This window comes from Arthrobacter sp. 92 (genome assembly GCF_050260325.1).
Lineage (GTDB): Bacteria > Actinomycetota > Actinomycetes > Actinomycetales > Micrococcaceae > Arthrobacter.
Genome location: NZ_CP189863.1, coordinates 1,858,442 through 1,884,420, shown reverse-complemented (window position 1 = coordinate 1,884,420; position 25,979 = coordinate 1,858,442). Strand labels below are relative to the sequence as shown.

The following is a 25,979-nucleotide window of genomic DNA, read 5'->3' as shown; positions in this document are numbered from 1 at the left end:
AGTTGTACCGCAGGTGAACTTCCGAGGCCCCCGAATATGACTAAAGAACGGCGATGGCGCGGTCCGTTGGGGCCACAGGTGCGGGAAGGATGGTTGTTCCCATCAGGAACTTGTCCACAGCCGCCGCGCAGGCCCGCCCTTCGGCGATGGCCCATACAATGAGGGACTGGCCGCGGCCGGCGTCGCCCGCCACAAACACGCCCTCGGTGTTGGTCATGTAATAGCCGTCCCGGGCCACGTTTCCGCGGCCGTCGAACTCGGCATGCACCTGTTCGGTGATGCCGGCCGGTTCCGCTCCCGTGAAGCCGAGTGAGAGGAGCACCAGGTCCGCGGGGATGATGCGCTCGGTGCCGGCCTTGGGGAGCCGCTTGCCGTCCACGAATTCAGTCTCGGCCACCTTCACGCCCGTGAGTTTGCCGTTTTCGCCGACGAACTCCACGGTGGAGGCAAGGTAGGTACGCTCGCCGCCTTCCTCGTGCGCACTCGCCACCTCAAAGAGAGTGGGGAATGTGGGCCAGGGCTGGTTCGGGGTGCGCTCGGCCGAAGGCTGCTTGCCAATGGCCAGCGTGGTTACGGAGGCGGCTCCATGCCGGTGGGCTGTGCCGAGGCAGTCCGCGCCGGTGTCGCCGCCGCCGAGGATGATGACGTGCTTGCCCTTGGCGTTGATCTGGTTCTCGACGGTCTCCCCCGCCACCACACGGTTGGCCGGAACGAGGTAGTCCATGGCGAAATGGACGCCATCGAGTCCACGGCCGGGGATCTTCAGGTCCCGCGGCACGGTGGCGCCAGTGGCAACCACCACTGCGTCGTAACGCCTGCGCAGCTGCTCCCAGGTCACGTCCGTTCCAACGGCCACCCCGGTCCGGAATCGCGTGCCCTCGGCCCTCATCTGCTCAAGGCGGCGGTCAACCTGTTCCTTTTCCATCTTGAAGTCCGGAATGCCGTAACGCAGCAGCCCGCCGATTTTGTCGTCGCGCTCGTAGACGGCAACAGTGTGGCCCACCCGGGTCAGCTGCTGGGCAACGGCCAGGCCGGCGGGGCCGGAGCCCACAACAGCCACGGTCTTTCCCGTCAAGCGGGTCGGCGGCAAGGGATTGACCCACCCGTTGTCGAAGGCCTCATCGATGATGGAGACTTCCACCTGCTTGATGGTGACGGCCGGCTGGTTGATGCCGAGCACGCAGGATGCCTCGCACGGGGCCGGGCAGAGCCGTCCGGTGAACTCGGGGAAGTTGTTGGTGGCGTGCAGCCGCTCAACCGCTTCCTCGCCGCGGTCCCGCCAGACCAGGTCGTTCCATTCGGGAATCAGGTTGCCCAGCGGGCAGCCCTGATGGCAGAACGGCACGCCGCAATCCATGCATCGGCCGGCCTGGGCCTTCAGGACGCCCTTCTCCTGCGATTCGTAAACTTCCTTCCAGTCCATGATGCGGACGGGAACGGGACGGCGTGGCTGGGTTTCACGCTGACGTACTTTCAGAAATCCGCGTGGATCAGCCACCGGTCACCTCCAGGATTCGAGACCAAACTTCTTCGCCATCGGGGTCAAGGCCCTCTTCGATGGCGTCGAGACGGGTTTGCTGCACAGCCGCGTAGTCCCGCGGCAGCACTTTGGTAATGCGGGCTGCAGTGTCGTCGAAGTTCTCCAACAGCTGCGCCGCGAGCAGGGATTCAGTCTCCTCGAGGTGCTTGACCAGGAGCCCGTGAACGATGTCACGGTCCTCGGCGTCGAGCTCGCGGAGCTGGAGTTCGCCGGACTGGAGCGCCTCCTTGTTGACACGGGAGACCTGCAGGTCAAGCACGTAGGCCGTGCCTCCGGACATGCCCGCGCCGAAGTTGCGGCCGGTGCGGCCGAGGATCAGCGTCTGGCCGCCGGTCATGTACTCACAGCCGTGGTCGCCGATGCCCTCAACCACCGCGGTGGCGCCAGAGTTGCGGACCAGGAAGCGTTCGCCCACCTGGCCGCGGAGGAACATCTCGCCGCTGGTTGCTCCGTAGCCGATCACGTTTCCGGCGATCACGTTGCTTTCAGCCTTGAACACATTGGTCCGGTCGGGGCGGACGATGATGCGTCCGCCGGACAGGCCCTTGCCCACGTAGTCGTTGGAATCGCCGAACATGCGCAGCGTGATGCCGGCAGGCAGGAAGGCGCCCAAGGACTGGCCGGCGGTTCCGGTCAGGGTGATGTCGATGGTGTCCGTTGCCAGCACATCGGTGCTGAACGTCTTGGTCACCACGTGACCCAGCATGGTGCCCACGGAACGATCGGTGTTGATCACGTTGACGCTGATCTTCACCGGGCTGCGGTCCGTCAGGGCCTCGGCCGCCATGGTGATCAGCCGCTGGTCGAAGTGCTTGTCCAGCTCGTGGTTCTGCGTGGTGAGGTTCCGCATGGGAGCGTCGTCATCGAATTCGAGGCCGTGCAGGATGGGATCCAGGTCCAGCCCTTCAGCTTTCCAGTGGTTGATCGCCTCCCGGGTGTCCAGCATTTCGGCGTGGCCGATTGCCTCTTCCAGGCTGCGGAAGCCAAGCTCCGCGAGGATTTCCCGGACTTCCTCGGCGAGGAATTCGAAGAAGTTCACCACGAATTCAGGCTTGCCGGTGAAGCGGGACCGGAGTTCCGGATTCTGCGTGGCAACGCCCACAGGGCAGGTGTCCAGGTGGCAGACGCGCATCATGATGCAGCCGGAAACCACCAGCGGAGCGGTGGCAAAGCCAAACTCCTCGCCGCCGAGCAGCGCGGCGATGACCACGTCGCGGCCGGTCTTGAGCTGGCCGTCCACCTGCACCACCACGCGGTCGCGCAGGCCGTTGAGCATCAGGGTCTGCTGGGTCTCTGCGAGCCCCAGCTCCCACGGCACACCGGCGTGCTTGAGCGAGTTCAGCGGCGAGGCGCCGGTACCGCCGTCGTGACCGGAAACCAGCACGACGTCGGCCTTCGCCTTGGTGACGCCGGCGGCAACCGTGCCGATCCCCACTTCGGAAACGAGCTTGACGTGGACCCGGGCCGAGGGGTTCGCACGCTTCGCATCGTAGATGAGCTGCGCGAGGTCCTCGATCGAGTAGATGTCATGGTGCGGGGGCGGTGAGATGAGTCCCACGCCGGGGGTCGAGTGACGTGTCCGGGCCACCCACGGGTAGACCTTCTGCGCCATCAACTGGCCGCCTTCGCCGGGCTTCGCGCCCTGCGCCATCTTGATCTGGATGTCATCGGCGTTGCTGAGGTACAGGCTGGTGACGCCGAACCGTCCGGAGGCGATCTGCTTGACCGCCGAGCGGCGCTCGGGATCGAGCAGGCGGTCCACGTCCTCGCCGCCCTCACCGGTGTTGGACTTGCCGCCCAGCCGGTTCATGGCAATGGCCAGGGTTTCGTGGGCTTCCTTGGAGATGGAGCCGTAGCTCATGGCCCCGGTGGAGAACCGCTTGACGATGCTGGAGACGGACTCCACTTCCTCAAGCGGGACCGCCGGCCGCAGTCCGGCCTTGAACTTCAGCAGCCCCCGGAGGGTCATGAGGTTCTCGGACTGGTCGTCCACCCCGCGGGTGTACGCCTTGAAGATGTCATACCGGCGTTCACGCGTGGCGTGCTGGAGCCGGAAGACGGTCTCGGGGTTGAAAAGGTGCGGTTCGCCGTCGCGGCGCCACTGATACTCGCCGCCGCCAAGGAGCGGGCGGTGCGGCAGTTCAATGCCGCCCTCGGGGTAGGCCATCTGGTGCCGGGCCGAAACCTCGGCGGCGATGACGTCCAGGCCCACGCCGCCGAGCTGGGAGTGCGTTCCCGCGAAGAACTCATCCACGAGCTCCTGGCCGAGGCCCAGGGCCTCAAACGTCTGGGCGCCGGTGTAGGAAGCCACCGTGGAGATGCCCATCTTGGACATGATTTTCAGCACGCCCTTGCCCAGGCCCTTGATGAGGTTGTAGACGCCGTCCTGCGGCGTAACACCCACCACGTCGCCGTTGCTGATCAGCTGTTCCACGGATTCCATGGCCAGGTAAGGGTTCACGGCGGATGCGCCGTAACCGATCAGGACCGCGACGTGGTGCGTTTCGCGGACGTCGCCGGCCTCGACCACCAGCGCGGTCTTGGTCCGGTTGGCGCTGCGCAGCAGGTGGTGGTGCACGGCGCTGACGAGCAGCAGCGAAGGAATGGGCGCCCACTGGGCGTTCGAGTCACGGTCCGAGAGGACCACGTACTGCACCCCGCGGTTGATGGCACCCGAAACCTGTTCGCAGATCTCCGTCAGCCGCGCACGCAGGGCGTTCTCGCCCCCTTCGGGGCGGTAGAGACCACGGACCTTCATGGCGACCCGGTCGCCGTCAGGGCTTTCGATGTTGGCGATCTTGGCCAGTTGGTCATTGTTGATCACCGGGAACGGCAGCGAAACCTGCGGCTGACGGACCTGCTTGGTATCCAGCAGGTTCCCGTTCGGGCCGATGGCGCACATGAGGGACGTGACCAGTTCTTCGCGGATGGCGTCCAGCGGCGGGTTGGTCACCTGCGCGAAGGATTGCACGAAGTAGTCGAACAGGAGCCGGGGCCGCTTGGAAAGCACGGCAACCGGTGTGTCCGAACCCATCGCACCGAGGGGCTCGGCACCGGTGCGGGCCATGGGGCCCAACAGGATCTTGAGTTCTTCGGTGGTGTAGCCGAAGGTCCGCTGGCGGATGTTCACGGAGGCGGCCGTGTGCACCACGTGCTCGCGTTCTGGCAGGTTCTTGAGGTCGATCAGGTTGTCCTTGACCCACTCGGCCCAGGGGTTCGCCGCGGCGACCTCGGCCTTGACCTCTTCATCGCCGATGATGCGGCCGGCCTCGGTATCCACAAGGAACATCTTCCCGGGTGACACCCGGCCCTTTTTGACCACCTTGGAGGGCTCGACGTCGATGACGCCCACCTCCGAGGCGAAGACGACCAGGCCGTCCTCGGTGATCCAGTAACGGCCCGGACGCAGGCCATTGCGGTCCAGGGTTGCACCCACAAGGTTGCCGTCGGTGAAGGAGACGGCGGCGGGGCCGTCCCACGGTTCCATCAGTAGCGAGTGGTATTCGTAGAAGGCACGGCGGGCCGGATCCATGGTGGCGTGGTTTTCCCACGCCTCGGGGATCATCATCATGATGGAGTGCGTGATGGGCCGGCCGGAAAGCCAGAGGAGCTCCGCTACCTCATCGAAGGACGCCGAGTCGGAAGCGCCCGGGGTGCAGATCGGGTACAGCTCTTCCGGCGAGTCCCCCAGCAGCGGGTTGGCCAGCTGCGACTGCCGTGCGCGCATCCAGTTCCGGTTGCCCTTGACGGTGTTGATTTCACCGTTGTGGGCGATGGTGCGGAACGGCTGGGCCAACGGCCAGGACGGGAACGTGTTGGTGGAGAAGCGCGAGTGGACGATTGCGAGCTTGGTCTTGAAGCGTTTGTCCGACAGGTCCGGGTAGAACGGCTCCAGCTGGGCGGTGGTCAGCATGCCCTTATAGACGATGGTCCGCGAGGACAGCGACGGGAAGTACACGCCGAACTTGTTCTGCGCACGCTTGCGGATGCGCCAGGCGCGTGAGTCGAGTTCATTGCGCTCCAGCTGTTCGCCCGTGCTCGAGGCGAAGAACGGCTGGGCGAAGTACGGCATGCAGGCCCGCGCCATGGCACCGACGAGATCGGCGACAATAGGGACTTCGCGCCAGCCGAGGACGGTGAGGCCCTCGTCGGCTGCGAGTGCCTCGATGCCGGCCTTGGCGGCGTCGGATTCGCGCTGTTCGGCAGGCAGGAAGGCGGTGCCCACCACGTACTGCCCGGGTGCGGGGAGCTCGAACTCGGCGACTGCGCGGAAGAACTCGTCCGGCACCTGCATCAGCAGGCCGGCGCCATCGCCCGTTCCTTCATCGGCTCCAACGGCACCGCGGTGCTCGAGGTTGCGCAGTGCGGTCAGGGCGGCATCGACGATGTCGTAGCCGGGCTCACCCCGGAGGGTGGCAATGATGGCGAGGCCGCAGGCGTCCTTCTCGTGCTCCGGGTTGTACAGTCCGGCTGCCTCCGGGAGCGCGGCGAAGCGCTTGAACGGCGACAAGACGTCCCCGGACTGGTTTGGCTCGGACCAACTGGGGCTGTGAAGAGTTTGGGTCATGGGAGACGTCCTTCCTCCTGATCGTGCGTATGGAAGGGACAACGTTGGCCCCACTCGCGGTGCCGGTGTGATGGGCACAACAAAGTGTTACTTACTGGAAATTGTAGGCCAGACAGGCCTGCTGAACTAACAGTTACGCAGGTCCCTGACCCGGGCTTGACCCACCGGCAGCTCTGTGCTGATGGAGAAAGCCCTGGTGCCACGACGCTGTGGATACGGGCGCTGCGGGCGGTGACCCTGCTGCCCGGTTTTGCCGGTGCCGACTACTTGGTTCGGTCGGCGTCCGACGCGGATCCGGTGTCCTGGCGAGCGGATCCCGAGGCTGCCGGCGAAGCCTTGGCGGGCTTGGTGCCTTCAGTCGAATCCGTCACCGCTTCAGCTGGGGCAGAAGCCTGGCCCGGACCGCTTTGGTTATCAGGGAGATTATCACGGGATTCACTATCTGAGACACCCGCGTCCGAATGGCGGATTCTTTTGCCGCCAGCGGGAACGGCCGCTAGCCTCTCGTCGTCGGTGACGACGTCGGCTGGAACGCGTGCGTCGACCGCCCCGACGGAGTCGGCGTCATCCACGGAGGTGCGGCCCCGGGCCACGGCACCACCGCCGGCGGCACTCTCAGCGGCCAGGTCAGCCGTGTCCGGCGCAGCATCAGCGTCAGGCCCGCGGCCCGGCAGGTAGGCGGTGTCCGGTTCGGTGCGCTTCCTGAGGCCCAGCACGATGAACGCAGCCAGTGCCGCCACGAAGACGATGATGCTGGTCCAGACGTTGAGCCGGGTGGTGATGCCCAGGAGAGTGATCTGCTGCGCGTCGTCGATGCGCATGGCCTCGATCCACACGCGGCCCAGCGTGTAATACATGGCGTACAGCCAGAAAAGGCGGCTGCGGCGGAAGGTGAACTTCCGATCCAGGGCAATCAGGATCACCACGCCCACGAGGTTCCACAATGATTCGTAGAGGAACGTGGGGTGGAAGAGGGTATCCGCGGGCAGTCCGGCAGGGAAGTTCGCGTTATTGGGATCGATCTGCAGACCCCAGGGAAGAGTGGTGGGTCCGCCGAAAAGTTCCTGGTTGAAATAGTTTCCCCAGCGGCCGATCGCCTGGGCCAGCAGCAGTCCGGGAGCGGCTGCATCCAGGAACGCCGTCAGCTTGACTCCGGCCCGGCGGCAGCCGATCCACGCGCCGAAGGCGCCCAGGACCACGGCTCCCCAGATTCCCAGGCCGCCGCGCTGGATCTGCGGAATCAGGGAGAGGTCCCCCGTGCCATCGAAGCCCGGGCCAAAGTAGGCATCGGGAGAGGAGAACACGTGGTAGAGACGTCCGCCGACGATGCCGAAGGGGATGGCCCAGATGGCGATGTCCCACAGGCTGCCCTCAGGCGTTCCGCGCTTGGTCCAGCGGACGGATGTCAGCCACAGGCCAGCGATGATGCCGGCCAGGATGCACAGGGCATAGGCATGGATGCGGAGCGACCCCCACGGCAGCGGAATGTCGAAACCGGACCAGGCCGGGCTCGGAATGCTGGCGGGAACCATGGCCACTGCGTGGAGGACACTCTGCATTGCTTAGGCTTCTTCCCTGGTCAGGCCGGTGCTGAGATCTTTGGTCAATGCCGCCACCGCATCCACGCCGCCGTCGCGGATAGCGGCCACGAGGGCCGTTCCCACGATGACGCCGTCGGCATAGGCCGCGATTTCGCGGACCTGCTCCGCGTTGGAGACGCCGAGGCCCACACAAACCCGTTCCGCTCCTGCCGCGTGCGCGGCAGCCACAACGCCTTCCGCGGCGCTGCTGACGGAGGTGCGTGCACCCGTGACACCCATGATGGACACGGCGTAAACAAAGCCGCGACTGGCATCGACGGTCCGGCGCATGCGCTCGGGCGTGGAGGACGGCGCCACGAGGAATACGCGGTCCAGCCCGTACTTGTCGGAGGCTGCCATCCATTCGGAGGCCTCGTCCGGAATCAGGTCGGGGGTGATGAGCCCGGCTCCCCCGGCTTCGGCGAGACGGCGGGAGAACTCGTCAACCCCCATCCGGACCACGGGGTTCCAGTAGGTCATGACCAGGACGGCGGCATCGGTCTTGCCGGTGATGCCGGCCACCACGTCAAAGACCTGGCTGACGTGGAAGCCCTTGGCCAGGGCCTCGGTCGTGGCGGCCTGGATGACCTGGCCGTCCATGACGGGGTCGGAGTACGGGATGCCGATTTCGATCAGGTCGGCACCGTTCTCGGCCAGCGCGATGCCGGCTGCGATGGTCTGCTCCACGCTGGGGTAGCCGGCGGGCAGGTAGCCGATGAGGGCCGCCCTGCCTTCTGCGCGGGCCTTGTCAATGGCGGCTGCCGATTTGCTGGTGGTCTGGGCGATGCTCACAGCTGTTCCCCCTCTTTGGCGATGACGGCTTCGGGCGAATCCTTGTCCAGCAGGTCGAACCATTCCGCGGCGGTGGCAACGTCCTTGTCGCCGCGCCCGGACAGGTTGACGACCACGATCTTCTCTGCTGCGTTTCCGCCCTCGGCGGCGAGCCGCTGGCCCACCTTGATGGCCCCAGCCAGTGCATGCGCGGACTCGATGGCGGGGATGATCCCTTCGGTGCGGCACAGGAGCCGGAAAGCCTCCATGGCTTCGCTGTCGGTGATGGGCTCGTACGTCACACGCCCGATGTCGGCAAGGTAGGAGTGTTCCGGGCCAACGCCGGGGTAGTCCAGTCCGGCCGAGATGGAGTGGGACTCGATGGTCTGGCCGTCGTCGTCCTGCATGAGGTAGGAGCGCGCGCCATGGAGGACGCCGGGCTTGCCGAGGGTGATGGTGGCGGCGTGACGGCCGGTGTCCACGCCTTCGCCGCCGGCCTCGAAGCCGTAAATCTTCACGGACGGGTCATCCAGGAAGCCATGGAAGATGCCGATGGCGTTGGAGCCGCCGCCGATGCAGGCGCAGACGGCGTCCGGAAGCCGGCCTGTCTGCTCCAGGATCTGGGCGCGGGCTTCCTCGCCGATGACCTCGTGGAAGTAACGGACCATAGCCGGGAAGGGGTGGGCGCCTGCGGCCGTTCCGAGGAGGTAGTGGGTGTTGTCGACGTTGGCCACCCAGTCCCGGAGCGCCTCGTTGATGGCGTCTTTCAGGGTCTGTGAGCCGCTGGTCACTGGAATCACGGTGGCGCCGAGGAGTTCCATGCGGGCCACGTTCAAGGCCTGGCGCCGGCAGTCCTCGGCGCCCATGTAGACAACGCACTCGAGGCCAAGCAGCGCGGCTGCCGTTGCGCTGGCAACCCCGTGCTGGCCCGCGCCGGTTTCGGCGATAACGCGGGTCTTGCCCATGCGCTTGGCCAGCAGAGCCTGGCCCAGCACGTTGTTGATCTTGTGCGAGCCCGTGTGGTTGAGGTCCTCGCGCTTCAGGAAGATGCGGACTCCGCCGGCGTGCTGGGAGAAGCGCTTGGCCTCAGTGAGCAAGGAGGGGCGGCCGGAGTAGTTCTTGTTCAGGTCCGCGATCTGAGCGATGAACTCCGGATCCGCCTTTGCCTTCTCGAAGGTGTCCTCAAGCTCATCCAGGGCGGCAATGAGCGATTCGGGCATCCAGCGCCCGCCGTAGGAGCCGAAGTAGGGACCCGGCGCGTGGCGCAGGGACCGGTCTCCTTGCAGAAATGCGTCCGCGGTGCTCTCATCAGAGCCGGCTGTTGGCGCGTCGACCATCGGTCTCACCATCCTGTTCCACTGTTTCATAAGAAATTTTCGGGCAGCGTCCAGACCGCAGCTGCCTGCGGCCCGGACGGGCCTCCTGTCAGAGCCGGGCTGCGATGGCTTCCGCGCCTGCAGCGGCAAATTCGCCAATCCGCTCGCGCGGCGTCGCGTGGCTCACCAGCGCCTCGCCCACGAGAATGGCGTTGGCGCCGTTCGCGGCGTAGTGCCGCACGTCCTCAACGCCGCGGACCCCCGATTCGGCAACCACGAGCGCTTCCGGCGGTATCCCGCCGGCCAGCGACGCGAAAACGGAGTGGTCGACGTCGAGCGTCTTCAGATTGCGCACGTTCACCCCGATGATGCGGGCTTCGGCAGCAACGGCGCGTTCGATTTCCTCGGCCGTGTGGGTTTCCACCAGGGCATTCATGCCCAGCTCCCTGGTGAGCTGGCTGAAGTCGCGGAGCTCGGAGTCCGAAAGAGCCGCGACGATGAGCAGGATGAGGTCGGCCCCGTGCGCGCGCGCTTCCCAGATCTGGTATTCGTCCAGGGTGAAGTCCTTGCGCAGCAGCGGGATATCCACAGCCGCCCGGACAGCGTCCAGGTCTGCGAGGGATCCGTTGAAACGCCGCTGTTCGGTGAGGACACTGATCACGGAAGCTCCGCCATCGGCGTACTGAACCGCCAATTCGGCGGGGTCGGCGATGCTCGCAAGGTGGCCCTTGGACGGGCTGCGCCGCTTGATCTCAGCGATCACCTTGAGCTCGTTGCGCGGGGATGCGTTGCCGCCCAGGACGGACCAGGCATCCCGGGCCGGCCCGGCAGCGTCCGCGCGTTCCTTCAGCTCCGCGAGTGAGACGAGCCGCTTGCGTGCCGCCATATCCTCCCTGACACCGGCATTGATGTCATCGAGAACTGTCACTACTAGTGGCCGGAGTTCTTGAGCTTGCTGCCGTCCACGCCGTAGCCGGCCTTGCGCATGATCCAGCCGAGAAGCAGTCCGATGACCATAACGACGGCGCCGCCAATGAAGATGGGCGTGCTGGCGATGACAAACGCGATCGCCGCGATAAGCGCGCCGACCAGCATAACGATCACGCACGTCCATGCTGCCGGGCTGTTGCCGTGGCCGAGGTCTGCGCTGTGGTCGACGCCGGTGTTTACTCCCGCAGGGGCAGCGGACTTGGATGCGGAAACAGTGGCTTTGCTCATGTGAATCTCCTCAGGATGAATACTGCTTACATTCTGCCATTTTTTAGCCGGGCCTTGGACATCGGCTTACGTGGGGTCATCGCCCCGTGACAGCCTGTCCCAGCTGTCAATCTCGTCCGTCGGGCCGGCCTGCTGGCCGGAGGCGCCGCGCGCCCCGGCAGCCGCGGCGTCGTACTTGGTCCGGGTCTTCCAGTAACGGCTCGCGGGAATGATCAGCAACGCGGCGAGTCCCAGGAACAGACCGCTGACGACGGCGAGGGCCGGGAACACGCTGGCATCCACCTGCACGCTGCTCCCGGTAATGCCGGTGGCCGAGGCGATGGAGCCCTGGGCCGCAGCCAAAGGATTGGCAAGGACCGTCGCGGCCGCGGCGGCAATCCCCGCGGAGGCCAGGACGATGATGGCGGTGATGATCCAGCGCGAAACCCGCCCTGCGATTGATGCGGCGAGTCCGCCGGCCAGCGCCACCAGCGCAAGAGCGGTGACGGTGGTGGCGGCCTTGCTGCCTTGGACCTGCAGGCCGTCCTGGGTGCTGACCGCCTGGCCCAGCTGGGCCGGATCAAGGTGAACGAACAGCCACGTCTGCGTGGTGGTTCCAAAGGCGGCCAATGCCATGGCGGCAATGAGCAGAACGAGCGTGGACTTGCGGGCCCAGGCTGGCGGTCCGCTCCTTGCCGGCTTGACTCGTGTGGTTTCCGGTTCGACGTTCATCAGTGCCCTGCCACGGCGGGGCCGGTCGAATCGCCCTGCTCCGTGACCGATTCGGCGGTGACGTTGTGCAGGGAGCCCGCCGTGTGCACGGCGCGCAGCGGCGCGGCGGCCTTGTTGACGGTTTCCAGGGCTTCGGTGGGGTTGACGGAGTCAGCCACGATCCCGCCGCCGGCCTGGACGTACGCCCGGCCTTCACGCAGCAGGGCGGACCGGATGGCGATGGCCATGTCCATGTCGCCGGCAAAGTCCAGATAGCCCACCACCCCGCCGTAGATCCCCCGGCGGTGCGGTTCGAGTTCGTCCAGGAGCCGCATGGCCCGGGGCTTGGGCGCGCCCGACAGCGTGCCGGCCGGGAAGGTGGCTTTCAGGACGTCGTAGGCCTTGGCCTTCGGGGAAAGCTTGCCCACCACGGTGGAGACCAGATGCATGATGTGGCTGAAGCGCTCCACCTCCATGAACTGGGTGACATCGACGGTGCCGGCCACGCAGACCTTGGAAAGGTCGTTGCGGGAGAGGTCCACCAGCATCAGGTGCTCGGCGCGTTCCTTCTGGTCCGCCAGGAGTTCTTCGGCGAAGGCCTTGTCCGCTTCGACGGTCTTGCCCCTCGGCCTGGAGCCTGCGATCGGATGGGTGATGACCTCCTCGCCTGTGACTGTCACGAGCGCTTCCGGGGAGGAGCCAACAATGCTGTAGCCGCGGCCTTCGGCGTCTTCGAGGCTGAAGATGTACATATACGGGCTCGGGTTGGTGTTGCGCAGCACCCGGTACACATCCAGGGGGTCGGCGTTGCATTCCATTTCAAAGCGGCGGGAGATGACCACCTGGAAGACTTCGCCGTCGACGATTGCCTCTTTGCCGCGGTCAAGGGCGGCGAGGTAGTCGGGTTCGTTCCAGCGTTCCTGCACGCTGGAGGCGAAGTCCAGGGCAGCCGGTTCCAGGACCGAAACGGGCTGCCGGACGGGGGCGCTGATCCGGGCAAGGAGATCCTTGACGCGCGCCACTGCGTCGTGCCACGCCTCGTCCACGCGCTCGGAGCTGTTGTCGAAGTTGATGGCGTTGGCGATCAACAGCACGGTGCCGTCCATGTTGTCGTGGACGGCCATGTCGGTGACGAGGTTCAACGCCATTTCCGGGAGTTCCAGGTCATCCTCGGGCGGGCTGGTGAGCTTCTCCCAGTGGCGGACAGTCTCCCAGCCCAGGAATCCCACCAGTCCGGAGGTGAAGGGCGGCAGGCCGTCAAAACGCTCGGTGCGCAGCGCCTCGATGGTGTCGCGGATCGCTTCCACCGGGTTTCCGCTCACGGGCACGCCCGCGGGCGGCTCGCCCTGCCAGTAAGCCTGTCCGTCCTTGGTGGTGAGGGTGGCGCGCGACTTTGCGCCGATGAAGGAGTAGCGCGACCATGATCCGCCCACGGCCGCGGATTCCATCAGGAAGGTTCCCGGCTGGCCCTGGGCCAGCTTCCGGTACAGGCCGATGGGCGTTTCCGCGTCGGCCAGGACTTTGAGCCGCACGGGGATGACCCGGCTGTGGCCTGCGAGTTCCCGGAATTCCTCCAGGCCCGGGCTGATGATTCCAAGGTCCTGCATGGTTATGGTTCTCCGCCTGTTCTTCTGTAATGCCTGAGTCTGCTGCCCGGCTGATGCGCGGGCCAGCGGTGGTTGTCCGGTCTTCCGGCTAGCCGGCGTTCCCGGTCACGACGTCGAGGTCCCGGCCGTCGAAGCAGGTCCGCGTCCCGGTGTGGCAGGCAGCGCCCACCTGGTCCACGCGGACCAGCAGGGCGTCCCCGTCGCAGTCAAGGGCCACGGACTTCACCCATTGGACGTGGCCGGAAGTATCGCCCTTGCGCCAGTATTCCTGGCGGGAGCGTGAGTAAAACGTCACCCGGCCGGTGGTCATGGTCCGGTTCAGGGCTTCGTCATCCATCCAGCCCAGCATCAGCACCTCGTGGGTGTCGTACTGCTGGACGATGGCCGCGACGAGGCCGGCGCTGTCGCGTTTGAGGGTGGCGGCCAGCCCGGCAGGAAGGACGTTTCCGGCCGGTTCAGGGGCTCCAAGGGATCCTGGAACGCTTGCGGGGGCGGGGGCGGGCTGCTCAGACATCAGCTCAAGTCTAGTGCCTCACCGAAGTGTGAAGATGAGCACCGACTTCTGCGGCGCTTCCACTGCGCAACCGGCGCCGTCTCGTGCTAGTTTCACAAGTGATGCATTTCGTCGATCCGTCCCGAGAAGTCCTGGCCGAAACCCTGCTTGCGGCCGGCCCTGACTCACCCACGCTCTGCAGGGGTTGGCGCACGCGCGACCTCGCCGCCCACCTCTACTTGAGGGAGCGCAAAGCGGCCGTTGGGCTCGGCCTGCTGATCAAGAGGCTGGCAAAGGCCTCGGATGAAGCCACCGCCAAGTTGGCCGCGAAACTGAAGACCCCCGAGGACTACACGCGGCTTGTCAACGCCTTCCGCGCGGGTCCTTCGGCGCTCTCGCCGCTGAAGATCAAGGCCCTGGACGAGAGCGCGAATCTCATCGAATATTTCGTGCATACCGAGGACGTCCGGCGCGCGGTGGATCGCTGGGCGCCGCGGGCCCTGGACGAGGCCTATTCGGATGCACTGTGGGATGAACTCATCAAGCGCGCCGCCATCCTGTACCGCGGCGTGGACCTCGGCATTGTGCTGGTGCGTCCGTCCGGGCCCCGGCATGTGGCCAAGCGCGCGCCGGTGTCCGTCGCAATCGTCGGCGAGCCCGGGGAACTGCTGATGCATGCCCACGGCCGCACCCGCCACGCGCTGGTGACCTTCGAGGGCCAGCCCGACGCCGTCGCGCTCCTCCAGTCCGCCGAAGTGGGCCTCTGAGGACGCTCCGTCAGACGACGTCCGTCAAGAACACACTCCTCAAACGATCAACGCGGGACCCCTGACTCCGGTCAGGGGTCCCGCGTCTTGAATTCTGGATTGTCCTGGCCGAACTGGCCGGGCCTGCTAGCGGACTTCGAAGCCTGCGTCCCGGATGGCCGCCTTCACCTGCGAGATCATGTCCAGTGGTCCGAAGTGAAAGACCGACGCCGCCAGGACGGCGTCCGCTCCGGCCGCAACGGCAGGCGGGAAGTGCCCGGGTTTCCCGGCACCGCCGGAAGCGATGATGGGGACCCGCACCGCGGCCCGGACCAGCTTGATCAGCTCGAGGTCGAAGCCGTCCTTGGTGCCATCGGCATCGATGGAGTTCAGCAGAATTTCGCCCACGCCGCGGTCGGCGGCCTCGCGGGCCCACGCGACGGCGTCAATGCCGGTCCCCTGCCGGCCGCCGTGGGTGGTGACCTCAAAGCCCGACGCCGTTGGTTCGGATCCGGGGCGGGTGCGGCGGGCGTCAACGGACAGCACCAGGACCTGGGAGCCGAAGTGCCTGGTGATTTCGTCGATGACATCCGGACGGGCCACGGCCGCGGTGTTGATGGAGGCCTTGTCCGCCCCGCAGCGCAGGAGCTTGTCCACTTCGGCGACGCCCCGGACTCCCCCGCCCACGGTAAGTGGAATGAAGACTTCCTCGGCGGTCCGGCGGACCACATCGAAGGTGGTCTCGCGGTTGCCGGACGACGCCGTCACGTCCAGGAAGGTCAGTTCGTCAGCACCGCCGTTGTCGTAACGGTGCGCAAGCTCCACGGGGTCCCCGGCGTCGCGGAGACCTTCGAAGTTGATGCCCTTGACCACGCGGCCGGCATCCACATCCAGGCACGGAATGACTCGTACGGCTACAGCCATGATTTCTCCTGAGGATTGCTGGAGGGGAATTGCGTAGTGGTCAGGCTCAGATCCGGCAGGCGTGGATGCTGCTGACCAGGATCGCCCGGGCGCCCAGGTCGTAGAGCTCGTCCATGATCCGGTTGGTGTCCTTTTTCGGGACCATGGCCCGGACTGCGACCCAATCGGAATTCCGGAGGGGCGAGACGGTGGGCGATTCCAGGCCCGGGGTGAGCGCGGCGGCCTGTTCCACGAGGTCCTTGCGGACGTCGTAGTCCATGAGCACGTACTGCCTCGCCACCAGGACGCCCTGGAGGCGCCGGATGAGGACGTCGGCGGCGGGGTTGCGTTCTCCCTTGCGGCCAATGAGCACAGATTCCGAGCGGAGGATGGGTTCCCCGAAGATTTCCATGCCTGCGGCTTTGAGCGTGTTGCCCGTCTCGACGACGTCCGCGATGGCGTCCGCCACGCCCAGGCGCACGGAGGATTCCACCGCGCCATCGAGGCGGACCACCTTGGCGGTGATCCCGCGTTCGGCGAGGTAGCCGCGGAGCAATCCGTCGTAGCTCGTGGCCAGGCGCTTGCCTTCGAGCTCTTCGACCTTGGAGAAGTCGCCCACGGGTCCCGCAAACCGGAACGTTGAAGCGGCGAAGCCCAGCGGAAGCAGTTCTTCTGCCTCCACCTCGGCGTCCAGCAGCAGGTCGCGGCCGGTGATTCCGACGTCGAGCGTTCCCTGGCCGACGTAGACGGCGATGTCACGCGGGCGGAGGAAGAAGAATTCAATGTCATTGTCAGGATCCACCATGACCAGCTCCCGGGTATCGCGGCGCTGGCGGTAGCCGGCTTCGGCCAGCATGGCGGAAGCGGCTTCGGACAGGGATCCCTTGTTGGGGACGGCAACTCGCAGCATGAGTGGTTCTCTCTTGGTTAGGACGTTTGTTGAGTCAGGCAAAGCGGGCCACGCAAGGCACCGGCTCTCCGGCGCCCGGGTGTCTCCGGGGAGCCGGTGACACCCGTAGGCCGGGGCGATCCGGCCGCAGCGTGGCTAGAGATGCTTGTAAACGTCTTCCAGGCTTAGCCCCTTGGCCAGCATCAGAACCTGCAGGTGGTACAGCAGTTGGGAGATCTCCTCAGCGGCCGCTTCATCGGATTCGTACTCTGCAGCCATCCACACTTCGGCGGCTTCCTCCACGACTTTCTTGCCGATGCCGTGGATTCCGGACTCCAATTCGGCGACGGTGCGGGAGCCTGCCGGACGGGTGGCTGCCTTCTCACTCAGTTCTGCGAACAGCGTCTCGAAATTCTTCACGCCCTCCAGCCTACTTGCTCAGGGCAGGAGAGCGCCTGCCCTGCCGTTCCATGACGGCCGGGATGTGAGTGAACACACAAGGTGAACGGCGACGCCGCCGGCGCCACTAACGGTACTGCTTCAGGGTGACGGCGGTGGCCAGCGCGGCAGTGACGGCCTCGTGGCCCTTGTCCTCGGAGGAGCCCGCCAGCCCCGCGCGGTCCAGGCCCTGCTGCTCGGTGTCGCACGTCAGCACACCGAAGCCCACGGGGACACCGGTCCGGACGCTGACGTCCGTCAGTCCCATGGTGGCCGCCTCGCACACGTATTCGAAGTGCGGCGTGCCGCCACGGATGACCACGCCCAGCGCCACCACGGCGTCAAAGTGCGGTGCCAGCCTGGCGGCGGCGACCGGCAGCTCAAAGCTGCCGGGAACGCGGAGGACGGTGGGCTCGCTGATTCCGGCGTCTTTGGCCGCGCGCAGGGCGCCGTCCAGGAGCCCGTCCATGATCTGGGTATGCCAACTGGCGGCCACGATGGCAAGTTTCAGCTTGGACGTCTCCGCCGGGTTGAGGGTTGTGAGGTCGATCTGGGGTGCGCCGTGTCCACTCATTAAGAAATCTCCTGGTCCTAAGCCTTGTTGTGTCTTCAGTCTTGTTCGTGCTTGAAAGTGCCCGGCGGGGTGACGGTGACAGGCAGCGCCGTCACCGGTGCGCCCTTGTGGCCATCGAGGCTCAGGCGGTGGTCCATCCGGTCCTTTTTAGTCTGCAGGTACCGGATATTCTGTTCGCGCGAGGGGACTTCAGTGGGGACCATCTCCACCACCGTGACCCCGGCGGCAGCCAACCGGTTCTGTTTGTCGGGGTTGTTGCTCAGCAGCCGGACTTCGTGCAGTCCCATCTCGGCCAGGATCTGAGCCGCCGCGTTGTAGCAACGGGCATCCACGGGAAGGCCCAGCTGCTCGTTGGCTTCAACTGTGTCGAAGCCGGCCTCCTGCAACGCGTAGGCCTTGATCTTGTTGGCGAGGCCGATTCCGCGGCCCTCCTGGCCGCGAAGGTACAACAGAGTGCCGCCCTCTTCGCTGATCTTCTCAAGGGCGTAGGCCAGCTGCTCCCCGCAATCGCACCGGTAGGACCCAAAGACGTCACCGGTCAGGCATTCGGAGTGCAGGCGCACCAGCGGCGGGTGACCGTCCATGGGAGGGATGGGTGAACTGACCGCGAGGTGTTCGGCCCCGGTGACCAGGTCGGTCCAGGCCTGTGCCACAAACTCCCCGAATTCGCTGGGCAGCTGGACGATGGGTCCGGAGCTTACCGGATGGGGCCGCCGTTCGGCCTTCACGACTTTTCGTGCCTCTGATGCGGTCATCGTCTTTCCTCATTCCATGCCGTGCCGGATACCTGCCCAACCCGCTGCGGTGCTCCCAGGTATGCCACCAGATCCTCGATCGAGATCAAAGGGCAACCATGCTCCGCAGCGAATGAACGAAGCCCATCCAGGCGCATCATCTCTCCGTTGTCATATACCAGTTCCGCAATCACACCCACGGGTTCCACGCCGGCAAGCCTGCACAGATCCACGGCCGCTTCGGTGTGGCCGGGGCGTTCACGCACTCCACCGTTAACGGCGCGCAACGGAAAAACATGCCCGGGCCGCGTGAGGGAACCGGGCCTGCTGCCGGGGTCCGCCAGCACGCGGGCGGTCAAGGCCCTGTCCGTGGCAGATATGCCTGTGCTCACGCCGGCCGACGCATCACAGGAAACGGTGTAGGCGGTCCCCTTTGAGTCCTCGTTGATCTCCACCATGGGCGGGAGCGCCAGGGCGTCGGCGCGGGCGCCATCGAGCGGCACACAGATCACTCCGGAGCTGTACCGGACCGTCCAGCCCATCAGTGCCGGCGTGGCGAACTGCGCGGCGAAGATGATGTCGCCTTCGTTCTCGCGGTCCTCGTTGTCCACCACCAGCACCGGACGCCCCGCCGCCATGGCCCGTACCGCCTCCTCGATCGGATCGAGGCGCGCGGCACCGTTCTCCGTCGGGGCCGGAAGGGTGTGGTTGGACGTCACCACAGCCTGCAGCACGTCGGGAGTGTGCTTGACCTGGCTCACTTTGCCTCCTCCGCGCGTCGTCCGGAAGGACGTCCGGCGAAGGCGAGCAGCCGCTCGGTGTACTTCGCCAGGACGTCAACTTCAACGTTGACCTTGCTTCCCACGGATTTTGCCCCCAGTCCCGTCTCGGCCAGGGTGGTTGGGATCAGTCCCACTTCGAACCACGGCGCTGTCTCGCCGGCGTGGCTGACCGCAGTCACCGTAAGGGATACGCCGTCGACGGCGATGGAACCCTTTTCGGCGATGTACCGGGCCAGCGGACCGGGAACTCCAAAGCGGAGCCGGTCCCAGTTGCCTAGGGCCTGGCGCTCCAGGAGTTCGCCGACTCCGTCCACATGCCCCTGGACCACGTGTCCGTCCAGCCGGCCGCCGGCAGGGACGCAACGTTCCAGGTTCACGGCGTCCCCGGCGTCGAGGTCCCCGATGGTGGTGCGGACGAGCGTCTCACCCATCACATCAACGCTGAAGTCCTTGCCGTCGATCTGAGTGGCGGTCAGGCAGACTCCGTTGACGGCAATGGACCCGCCATGGGCCAGGTCCTCAGCGGTGCCGGGGGCGTGCAGGCGGACGGTGGCGCTGACGTCTCCGTTCCGTTCAACAGACAGGACCTGGCCCTGTTCGGCAATAATTCCGGTAAACATCAGTGCCCTCCTGTGGCAAGGTGCGCGCCTGTTCGGTGCGGTAAGAGTTCGTGGGTGGGTGTGGCGGTGGAATCGAATGCGGCCTCGCCGCGTCCCGAACGGCCTGCAGGCCGGCTCGGGCGCAGGTGCAGCCGGAGGTCCCGGCCCAGGACCTGGACGGCCCCGCCGAACGCGGGGTCCCAGTCCCAGTGCTGGGCATCGGCCAAGGTGGTGATGCCCAGGTCCCCAAGCGCCAGGGTGCCGGAGCCGAGCAGTGTGGGCGCCAGGTAGACAATGAGTTCGTCCACCACCCCTGCGGCCAGGAACGCGCTGAGGATCAGCGAGCCGCCCTCCACCATGACATGCCGGACGCCGGCCGCAAACAACTCGTCCAGGGCTTCCTGCGGGTCCCGGGTGGCCAGGTGCAGGACCTGACCGTCCTCGCCGTGGACCGCGGCTCCGTCTGGAATGCCGCGCAGCCCCATCACGGCGCGGAGCGGCTGCTTGCCCGTGACCTGGCCGTTGGGGTCCCTGGCGGTGAGGCGGGGGTTATCCACCAGCACGGTCTGGGTTCCCACCAGGATCGCGTCGATGCGGTTGCGGAGGGCGTGATTGTCCTCGAGGGACTCCGGGCTGGAGATCCACTGGCTCGTGCCGTCCTGGGCGGCGATCCGGCCGTCCAGAGTCTGGGCGATATGCAGCGTGACAAACGGCCGTTGGGCCGCCACGGCGTCGAACCAACGGCGGTTCAGGTCCAGTGCGGCGTCCGCACCCAGCCCCGACCGCACCCGGACTCCGGCGGCACGCAGGGTCGCGGCACCGCCCGCGGCGGGATCGTGCGGGTCATCGACCGCGTAGACAACACTGGCGATGCCGGCGTCGATGATCGCCTGGGCACAGGGGCCCGTGCGTCCGCAGTGGTTGCAGGGCTCCAGGGTCACCACCATCGTGGCGCCGGTCAGGTCAATGCCGTTCCGGGCCGCCTGGGCGATGGCGTCTGCCTCGGCGTGCGCGGTTCCGGCGCCGCGGTGGAATCCGGTGACCAGATGCTGTCCCCGGTCTCCCACGACGACGGCCCCCACCAGCGGGTTGGCCCCGCGCGGGCCTTCGAGTGCGGCCTTGAGGGCGGCTTCCATGGCGGCCGCCTCGGTGGGAGTGAATTCAGGGCTGCCGGACTGCAGGCTGCTGATTCCTTCGGGGGTGGGCGGCCTCATATGCTGGCCGCCAGGGCACGAAGCCCGCGTGGTTTAGCTGGCACTTGGCGAAGAGTTGGATCAGAGCCGCCGAAGACGTCCTGCACTTCGAAGAGCCATCGCAAAGGGTTCAATGTGTCTGTCGTTCCTTCCCTCAAGAACCGCGATGGCTCCGGGGGTATACGACAGCGCAATACCACACCGCCCAAGGGCGCTGCAGTAACAGCTGTACGTGCTTCTCTCATCCAGACTTTAACTGTCGGTACCGGAATTTCACCGGTTCAACCGTTCGCTGGCGACAATTCCCGTAAGGGAAGGGCGCCGGTTCGCGGGTCGCGGACTGTCACCGCCGGTTCGGACTTACACCGACCCCGGAGCACGTATGTGTGTTGTTATTCTGACACAACTGCGGAGCACTTCCCGCTATTCCCCAACCCCGGGGTTACGCCCGGCGTCATTTTTGCCGCGCCGGGGAGATGCCGGCGGCTGGTCGGGCCGATATTAGAGGGTTCCGGCCGCCCGCAGCCGGTCGATGGCTTCCGAAGGGTCGTCGGCGCCGTAGACGGCGGACCCTGCCACAAAGACGTTGGCTCCCGCCTCGGCCGCGCGCTGAATGGTGTCTTCGGTGATGCCGCCGTCCACCTGCAGTGCCACTTCGAGGCCCGAGCCGTCGATCGCGGCACGGGCGCGGCGGATTTTCGGCAGGGTCAGGTCAAGGAATTCCTGTCCGCCGAACCCCGGTTCCACGGTCATGATCAGGAGCATGTCCACTTCACCGAGCAGGTCCAGGAAAGGCTCGATGCCGGTCCCCGGGCGGAGCGCCAGTCCGGCTTTGGCCCCCCGTGCCCGCAACTCGCGGGCCAGCTTGATCGGAGCAATCGAGGCCTCGGCGTGGAATGTCACGGAGGCCAGCCCTGCGTCGGCGTAGGCGGGCGCCCAGCGGTCCGCATGCTCGATCATGAGGTGGGCGTCCAACGGCACGGGGCTGATTTCCTGGAGGCGCTGGACCACCGGCAGGCCGAGCGAGAGATTGGGGACGAAGTGGTTGTCCATCACATCGACGTGCACGGCGTCCGCGTTACTGATCTTGCGAAGCTCGGCTTGCAGGTTCGCAAAATCAGCGGAGAGAATGCTTGGGTTGATGCAGCACTTGGCCATGTGGGTTTTCCTTGTCGTTCTGCTTAAGTAAATCGCGTTCCGGGCCTCAGTATGGCCTGCTGATCAGGCCTTTTTGTGGATGAGCGCCAGAAACATGGCGTCGGTCCTGTGGACATGTGGCCAGAGCTGGGCGGTGAGTTCATGGCCGGCATCAAGCCGGCCGGTGAGGCTGACACTGTCCAGCACGGCGCCGGCGTCAAGAAGCTCCAGATCCTCACGCTTGCGCAGCGCGTCGCTCACGACGGCGGTGGTTTCCGCAGGGTGGGGCGAACAGGTCACGTATGCCACGACGCCTCCGGGCTTGACGGCGTCCAGCGCGGACTTCAGCAGCTGGCGCTGCAGCGGCCCGAGATCCACGAGGTCCTTGGGCGTGCGGCGCCACCGTGATTCCGGGCGGCGGCGGAGGGCCCCGAGACCGGTGCAGGGAACGTCCACGAGGATCCGGTCGAAACTGGCCGGCTGCTCGGCGCCGACGTCGCGACCGTCCCCGGTCCGAACGTCCCAGACATCCCTGGGCACCGCGGAAAGGGCCTGGCGGACCAGTTTCGCCCGGTGGGGTGCCGACTCGTTGGCCAGCAGATGGGCGCCCCGCTGGCCCGCGAGGGCGCCAAGCAGGGCGGCCTTGCCTCCTGGTCCGGCACAAAGATCGAGCCAGCGTTCGCCCTCGCCACTGCTCTCCCTGCCGTCGCCAAGGTCCACAGCGGCCATGGCCCGGGCCACGAGCTGCGAGCCAACGTCCTGGACCCGGACACTGCCCTCACGCACGGACGCCAGCCGGCCAAGGTCTCCACCGCTGGACAGCGCGGAGCCCTCCACGAGCTCGCCGGGAGTGGCTCCGCCTTCGAGCGCCTCGTCAAGGCTGCCCAGTCCGGGCAACGCCACGAGGTTCACCACGGGAGCGGCATTGTCGGCCTCGAGGAGCTCGTCGATTTCGGCGACTGGACGTCCGTGTGCCGCCAGGGACTGCCGCAGTGCCCGGACGATCCATTCGGGGTGGGCATAGCGGACCGAGGCGATCCGGACCTCGTCCGTTTCGTCCCGGAGCAAGAGCTCAAGCCATTCCTCCAGGGTATGGGCGGAAACCTTGCGGAGCACTGCGTTGATCAGGGCCGACGGTCCGGCGCCGATGACAGCACGCGCCAGTCCCACGGTCTGGTCCAGTGCCGCGTGCGCCGGCACCCGCATCGCCAGCAGCTGGTGCACGCCGATCCGGAGGGCATCGAGAATGGCAGGGTCCAGCTGCTCCAGGGGCCGGTCAACACAGCGGGCCAGGATGGCGTCGTAGGTACCCTGTCCCCGCAGGGCGCCGTAGCTCAGTTCCGTGGCAAAGCCTGCGTCGCGTTTGTCCAGTCCGTGGTGCCTGATCCGTGCCGGAAGCACGAGGTTGGCGTAGGCGTCCTCGGAGGCGACGGCGCGCAGCACCTCGAAGGCCACCAGCCGGGCAGGGTCCGCCCGGCGGGTGCGCTGCGAGGGGGCGCTCTCGGTGAAGCCGCGTTGCGGGCCGCGGTTCCGTTCGCGGCCCTGGGCATTGCGCTTGCTGCTGTCGCGGCCGGCCGCGCCGCCCCCGCGTTGGCCGCCGTCGCCTTGCCCCCCGCGTGCAGGTCCCCTGCCGCGGCCGGTGCCGCTGGTCCCGGATTCGCTCATTCGAACACCACGCTTTCAAGTGTTGCCTGTCCGCGTGCCCAATCAGCCGCGGTCATCATTTTCTTGCCCGAAGGCTGGACCCGCGTGAGCTCCACCGGGTGGGAACCGGTTCCCACCAGAACGCTCTTCCCGTCAAGGGCCACGTGCCCCGGTTCCAGGACTGGTCCGTCGGTGCGGAGCCGCACCGGTTCAAGTTTGACGCGTTGGCCCTCAAGTGTGGTCCAGGCTCCCGGCTCGGGTGTTACGCCGCGGGTGCGCCGGCTGATCGAGAGGGCGGGCTGGTGCCAGTCCAGCCGTCCGTCCTCGATGGTGAGCTTGGGCGCCAGCGAGACCTCGCCCTGTTGGGGCAGCGGAGCAGCCTTGCCGGCCTCGACGGCGGACAGAGTCTGCGAGAGCAGCACCGCGCCGCTGTGGGACAACCGCTCCAGCAGCGATCCCGAGGTGTCCTCGGGGCGTACCGCCTCGGTGAGCGTTCCCAGGACGGGCCCGGTGTCCAGCCCTTCCTCAAGAAGGAATGTGACGGCGCCCGTGATGTCGTCGCCCGCGATCACGGCACGCTGCACCGGGGCGGCACCGCGCCAGGCCGGAAGGAGCGAAAAATGCAGGTTGATCCAGCCGTGGCGGGGAATGTCCAGGGCCGCACGTGGAATAAGGCCTCCGTAGGCCACGATGGCGGCAACGTCCGGCGCGGCCGCGGCGATCTTCTCCGTGACGGCGGCGTCGACCTTGGAGGCACGGATCACCTCGATGCCAAGCGCGGCGGCGCGCGCGGCAACGGGCGAGGGCGTGAGCACCCTTTTGCGTCCGATCGGAGCGTCAGGACGGGTCAGTACCGCCACGACGTCGAACCCCGCCTGGACGATGGCGTCCAGGGACGGAACGGCGACGGCCGGCGTGCCGGCGAAGAGGACCCTCACTGGCCGGCTCCCGGACCTGCCGCGCCGAAGCTCCCGCGGCCGAAACTGGAACCCACGGTCTTCGCCCGTTTCGACGTGGTCCGTTCCGTGATGGCGTCATAGTTGGCGTTGCGGATCGAACGAAGGGCCGTCTTGCGGTCTTCGCCCTCGAGCCGGTCGGTGAAAAGGATGCCGTCAAGGTGGTCCGTCTCGTGCTGGAAGCAGCGGGCCAGCAGCCCCTCTCCTTCCAAGGACACCGGGTTACCGTGCAGGTCCACGCCCGTCACCCGGGTGGCACGCCGGCGGCGCACCGGGAACCCCAGTCCGGGGATGGAGAGGCAGCCTTCGATTTGGTCGGGTTGGAAGTCCTCGCTGTTTTCCAGGACCGGATTGATGACGTGGCCCTCCACTCCACCGATGCGGTAGGTGAAAACGCGCAGGCCGACGCCGACCTGCGGCGCGGCAAGGCCTGCGCCGTCCACGTCTTCCATGGTCTCGGTCATGTCGGCGACAAGTTTTGCAAGCTCCGGCCCGAAATCCGTCACAGGATCCGCCACGGTGCGCAGCACAGGATCGCCGATGATACGGATATTCAAAATGGCCATGTGCAATCTGTCCTCACGGTGGGCGGCAGGGAATCCAATCCAGTTTAGTTGCACCGGGCCGGGATCAGTGCCGTTGATGAAGGCCGGCTCCGGATCAGGGGGCGTGGGACGGCGGAGCCAGCGGCAGCAGCGCTTTTCCGGCGCTTCCGGTGTCGGCCGACATTTCCCAGACCCGCCGGAGGGCGCAGAACTTCCACCAGTGGTGCTTGAGGACGTCCGGGTTCGCGCGCATGGGCCGGACCTCTGTTTCGCCCACCGCCACGGCCAGCAGGATTGGTGATTCACCGTGTTGCCACGGCTCCCACTCCCCCGCCACGGGATCCACCAGGCTTTCCTCGGCCTTCATGCCCGCCACCAGCTGCATGACCACCTTGTCATCCAGCGGCTTGACCGTTCCGTCACGCGCCGTGCCCTTGGTCTTGTAGTCGATGATGCAGGTGCGGCCGTTGATCCTTGCCACAAGATCCAGTGTGCCGGCGTAACCCACCGACTGGTTCCAGACGGTGACTTCGGGAGCGATGGGTTCCACCCGGAAGAGTTCCCACCATTCGTCAAAGCGGGCGGCGAAGGCTTCCTCGCCATTGGCGGCCAGGGCCTCGCGCGTTTCCTTCATCAGGTGCGGCCGTCCGAGCGCGCGCAGCGCCACCTGTTCGCAGTAGTTGTGGACGCGGTCGCCGCGTTGCGCGGCTTCATCGCGGTAGGTCTCCGCCGCCTTCGCGGCACGGCTGACCGCCTGGCGGACCTTCGCCGGACTGCCCATGATTCCAGGCAGCAAGGGATCGTTCGCGAGGCTGTTCGCCCCCATGTACCCGAACCAGCCGTCAAGGCCGTGGGGCTGTTGGCCAATCACCGTGGTGATCGACGGTACGGAGAACTGCTCCGACGTGGAACGGGCGTACATCCGCCCGTGGTCGGTGGCATGGGCGAGAAGCGGGTCGGTCATGGGAAGACTCTTTCACGGGGGTCAGACAGTGGTGCCAAAGCAAAATGGTCCGTTCCGCTTAACCAGCGGAACGGACCATTTTTTTCGGTGGGC

General features: G+C 66.5%; 24 protein-coding genes and 1 riboswitch. Of the genes, 1 reads left to right on the top strand and 23 read right to left on the bottom strand.

Features of this window, described 5'->3' with window-relative positions:
* Window positions 1-40: 40 nt before the first annotated feature.
* From ACP4XC_RS08670 to hisI, 10 genes are all read right to left on the bottom strand, one after another.
* The gene (locus ACP4XC_RS08670; RefSeq protein ID WP_427174504.1) at window positions 41-1,498 is read right to left on the bottom strand and encodes a glutamate synthase subunit beta; all 1,458 of its coding nucleotides are present in this window, start codon (window positions 1,496-1,498) and stop codon (window positions 41-43) included.
* Window positions 1,491-6,107: a glutamate synthase large subunit gene (gene gltB, locus ACP4XC_RS08665; RefSeq protein ID WP_427174503.1), complete on the bottom strand. Its 4,617-nt coding sequence runs from the start codon at window positions 6,105-6,107 to the stop codon at window positions 1,491-1,493. The genes ACP4XC_RS08670 and gltB overlap by 8 nt, the downstream gene beginning before the upstream one ends.
* 263 nt (window positions 6,108-6,370) lie before the next feature.
* Complete coding sequence (gene lgt, locus ACP4XC_RS08660; RefSeq protein WP_427174502.1) at window positions 6,371-7,666, bottom strand: prolipoprotein diacylglyceryl transferase; 1,296 nt, start codon at window positions 7,664-7,666, stop codon at window positions 6,371-6,373.
* A 3-nt stretch (window positions 7,667-7,669) separates the two neighbouring features.
* Window positions 7,670-8,479, bottom strand: a complete 810-nt coding sequence (trpA, locus tag ACP4XC_RS08655; protein WP_427174501.1) for a tryptophan synthase subunit alpha — start codon at window positions 8,477-8,479, stop codon at window positions 7,670-7,672.
* Entirely contained in the window at window positions 8,476-9,795 is a 1,320-nt protein-coding gene (gene trpB, locus ACP4XC_RS08650; protein ID WP_427174500.1) for a tryptophan synthase subunit beta, read from the bottom strand. The genes trpA and trpB overlap by 4 nt, the downstream gene beginning before the upstream one ends.
* 88 nt (window positions 9,796-9,883) lie before the next feature.
* Complete coding sequence (trpC, locus tag ACP4XC_RS08645; RefSeq protein ID WP_427174499.1) at window positions 9,884-10,702, bottom strand: indole-3-glycerol phosphate synthase TrpC; 819 nt, start codon at window positions 10,700-10,702, stop codon at window positions 9,884-9,886.
* Between the two features lie 2 nt (window positions 10,703-10,704).
* Window positions 10,705-10,992, bottom strand: coding sequence for an HGxxPAAW family protein (locus ACP4XC_RS08640; protein ID WP_427174498.1), 288 nt, complete (start codon window positions 10,990-10,992; stop codon window positions 10,705-10,707).
* A 66-nt stretch (window positions 10,993-11,058) separates the two neighbouring features.
* Window positions 11,059-11,703, bottom strand: coding sequence for a Trp biosynthesis-associated membrane protein (locus ACP4XC_RS08635; protein WP_427174497.1), 645 nt, complete (start codon window positions 11,701-11,703; stop codon window positions 11,059-11,061).
* Window positions 11,703-13,289 (bottom strand): anthranilate synthase component I, encoded by a 1,587-nt coding sequence (locus ACP4XC_RS08630; protein ID WP_427174496.1) that lies wholly within the window; start codon window positions 13,287-13,289, stop codon window positions 11,703-11,705. Before ACP4XC_RS08630 ends, ACP4XC_RS08635 begins: the two co-directional genes overlap by 1 nt.
* A gap of 88 nt (window positions 13,290-13,377) precedes the next feature.
* Window positions 13,378-13,803, bottom strand: a complete 426-nt coding sequence (gene hisI, locus ACP4XC_RS08625; protein WP_427174495.1) for a phosphoribosyl-AMP cyclohydrolase — start codon at window positions 13,801-13,803, stop codon at window positions 13,378-13,380.
* Window positions 13,804-13,904: 101 nt separating this feature from the next.
* On the opposite strand from hisI, the gene ACP4XC_RS08620 reads away from it, so the two are divergent.
* The gene (locus ACP4XC_RS08620; RefSeq protein WP_427175060.1) at window positions 13,905-14,549 is read left to right on the top strand and encodes a TIGR03085 family metal-binding protein; all 645 of its coding nucleotides are present in this window, start codon (window positions 13,905-13,907) and stop codon (window positions 14,547-14,549) included.
* A 126-nt stretch (window positions 14,550-14,675) separates the two neighbouring features.
* Here the strand turns inward: ACP4XC_RS08620 and hisF are convergent, their stop codons facing one another.
* The 13 genes from hisF to ACP4XC_RS08555 form a co-directional block, all read right to left on the bottom strand.
* Window positions 14,676-15,452 carry an imidazole glycerol phosphate synthase subunit HisF gene (gene hisF, locus ACP4XC_RS08615; RefSeq protein WP_427174494.1) on the bottom strand — a complete coding sequence of 259 codons (777 nt, stop codon included), beginning with the start codon at window positions 15,450-15,452 and terminating at the stop codon, window positions 14,676-14,678.
* A gap of 46 nt (window positions 15,453-15,498) precedes the next feature.
* Complete coding sequence (hisG, locus tag ACP4XC_RS08610) at window positions 15,499-16,341, bottom strand: ATP phosphoribosyltransferase (RefSeq protein ID WP_427174493.1); 843 nt, start codon at window positions 16,339-16,341, stop codon at window positions 15,499-15,501.
* 135 nt (window positions 16,342-16,476) lie between these two features.
* Window positions 16,477-16,740, bottom strand: coding sequence for a phosphoribosyl-ATP diphosphatase (locus ACP4XC_RS08605; RefSeq protein ID WP_427174491.1), 264 nt, complete (start codon window positions 16,738-16,740; stop codon window positions 16,477-16,479).
* 106 nt (window positions 16,741-16,846) lie between these two features.
* The gene (gene ribH / locus ACP4XC_RS08600) at window positions 16,847-17,332 is read right to left on the bottom strand and encodes a 6,7-dimethyl-8-ribityllumazine synthase (protein WP_427174490.1); all 486 of its coding nucleotides are present in this window, start codon (window positions 17,330-17,332) and stop codon (window positions 16,847-16,849) included.
* A gap of 35 nt (window positions 17,333-17,367) precedes the next feature.
* A complete protein-coding gene (gene ribA / locus ACP4XC_RS08595) occupies window positions 17,368-18,087 on the bottom strand; it encodes a GTP cyclohydrolase II (protein WP_427174488.1) in 720 nt (239 codons plus the stop codon).
* A complete protein-coding gene (ribB, locus tag ACP4XC_RS08590; RefSeq protein WP_427175059.1) occupies window positions 18,084-18,788 on the bottom strand; it encodes a 3,4-dihydroxy-2-butanone-4-phosphate synthase in 705 nt (234 codons plus the stop codon). The genes ribA and ribB overlap by 4 nt, the downstream gene beginning before the upstream one ends.
* A gap of 35 nt (window positions 18,789-18,823) precedes the next feature.
* Window positions 18,824-19,468 (bottom strand): riboflavin synthase, encoded by a 645-nt coding sequence (locus tag ACP4XC_RS08585; protein ID WP_427174487.1) that lies wholly within the window; start codon window positions 19,466-19,468, stop codon window positions 18,824-18,826.
* Window positions 19,468-20,661 carry a bifunctional diaminohydroxyphosphoribosylaminopyrimidine deaminase/5-amino-6-(5-phosphoribosylamino)uracil reductase RibD gene (gene ribD, locus ACP4XC_RS08580; protein ID WP_427174486.1) on the bottom strand — a complete coding sequence of 398 codons (1,194 nt, stop codon included), beginning with the start codon at window positions 20,659-20,661 and terminating at the stop codon, window positions 19,468-19,470. The genes ACP4XC_RS08585 and ribD overlap by 1 nt, the downstream gene beginning before the upstream one ends.
* Window positions 20,662-20,868: 207 nt before the next feature.
* A riboswitch (FMN riboswitch) is annotated at window positions 20,869-21,024 on the bottom strand.
* Window positions 21,025-21,141: 117 nt separating this feature from the next.
* Window positions 21,142-21,798 (bottom strand): ribulose-phosphate 3-epimerase, encoded by a 657-nt coding sequence (rpe, locus tag ACP4XC_RS08575; RefSeq protein ID WP_427174485.1) that lies wholly within the window; start codon window positions 21,796-21,798, stop codon window positions 21,142-21,144.
* Window positions 21,799-21,861: 63 nt separating this feature from the next.
* Complete coding sequence (locus ACP4XC_RS08570) at window positions 21,862-23,442, bottom strand: RsmB/NOP family class I SAM-dependent RNA methyltransferase (protein WP_427174484.1); 1,581 nt, start codon at window positions 23,440-23,442, stop codon at window positions 21,862-21,864.
* Window positions 23,439-24,359 (bottom strand): methionyl-tRNA formyltransferase, encoded by a 921-nt coding sequence (gene fmt / locus ACP4XC_RS08565; RefSeq protein WP_427174483.1) that lies wholly within the window; start codon window positions 24,357-24,359, stop codon window positions 23,439-23,441. Before fmt ends, ACP4XC_RS08570 begins: the two co-directional genes overlap by 4 nt.
* Entirely contained in the window at window positions 24,356-24,943 is a 588-nt protein-coding gene (def, locus tag ACP4XC_RS08560; protein WP_427174482.1) for a peptide deformylase, read from the bottom strand. The genes fmt and def overlap by 4 nt, the downstream gene beginning before the upstream one ends.
* A 94-nt stretch (window positions 24,944-25,037) precedes the next feature.
* Window positions 25,038-25,886 (bottom strand): cytochrome, encoded by an 849-nt coding sequence (locus tag ACP4XC_RS08555; protein ID WP_427174481.1) that lies wholly within the window; start codon window positions 25,884-25,886, stop codon window positions 25,038-25,040.
* Window positions 25,887-25,979: the final 93 nt, after the last annotated feature.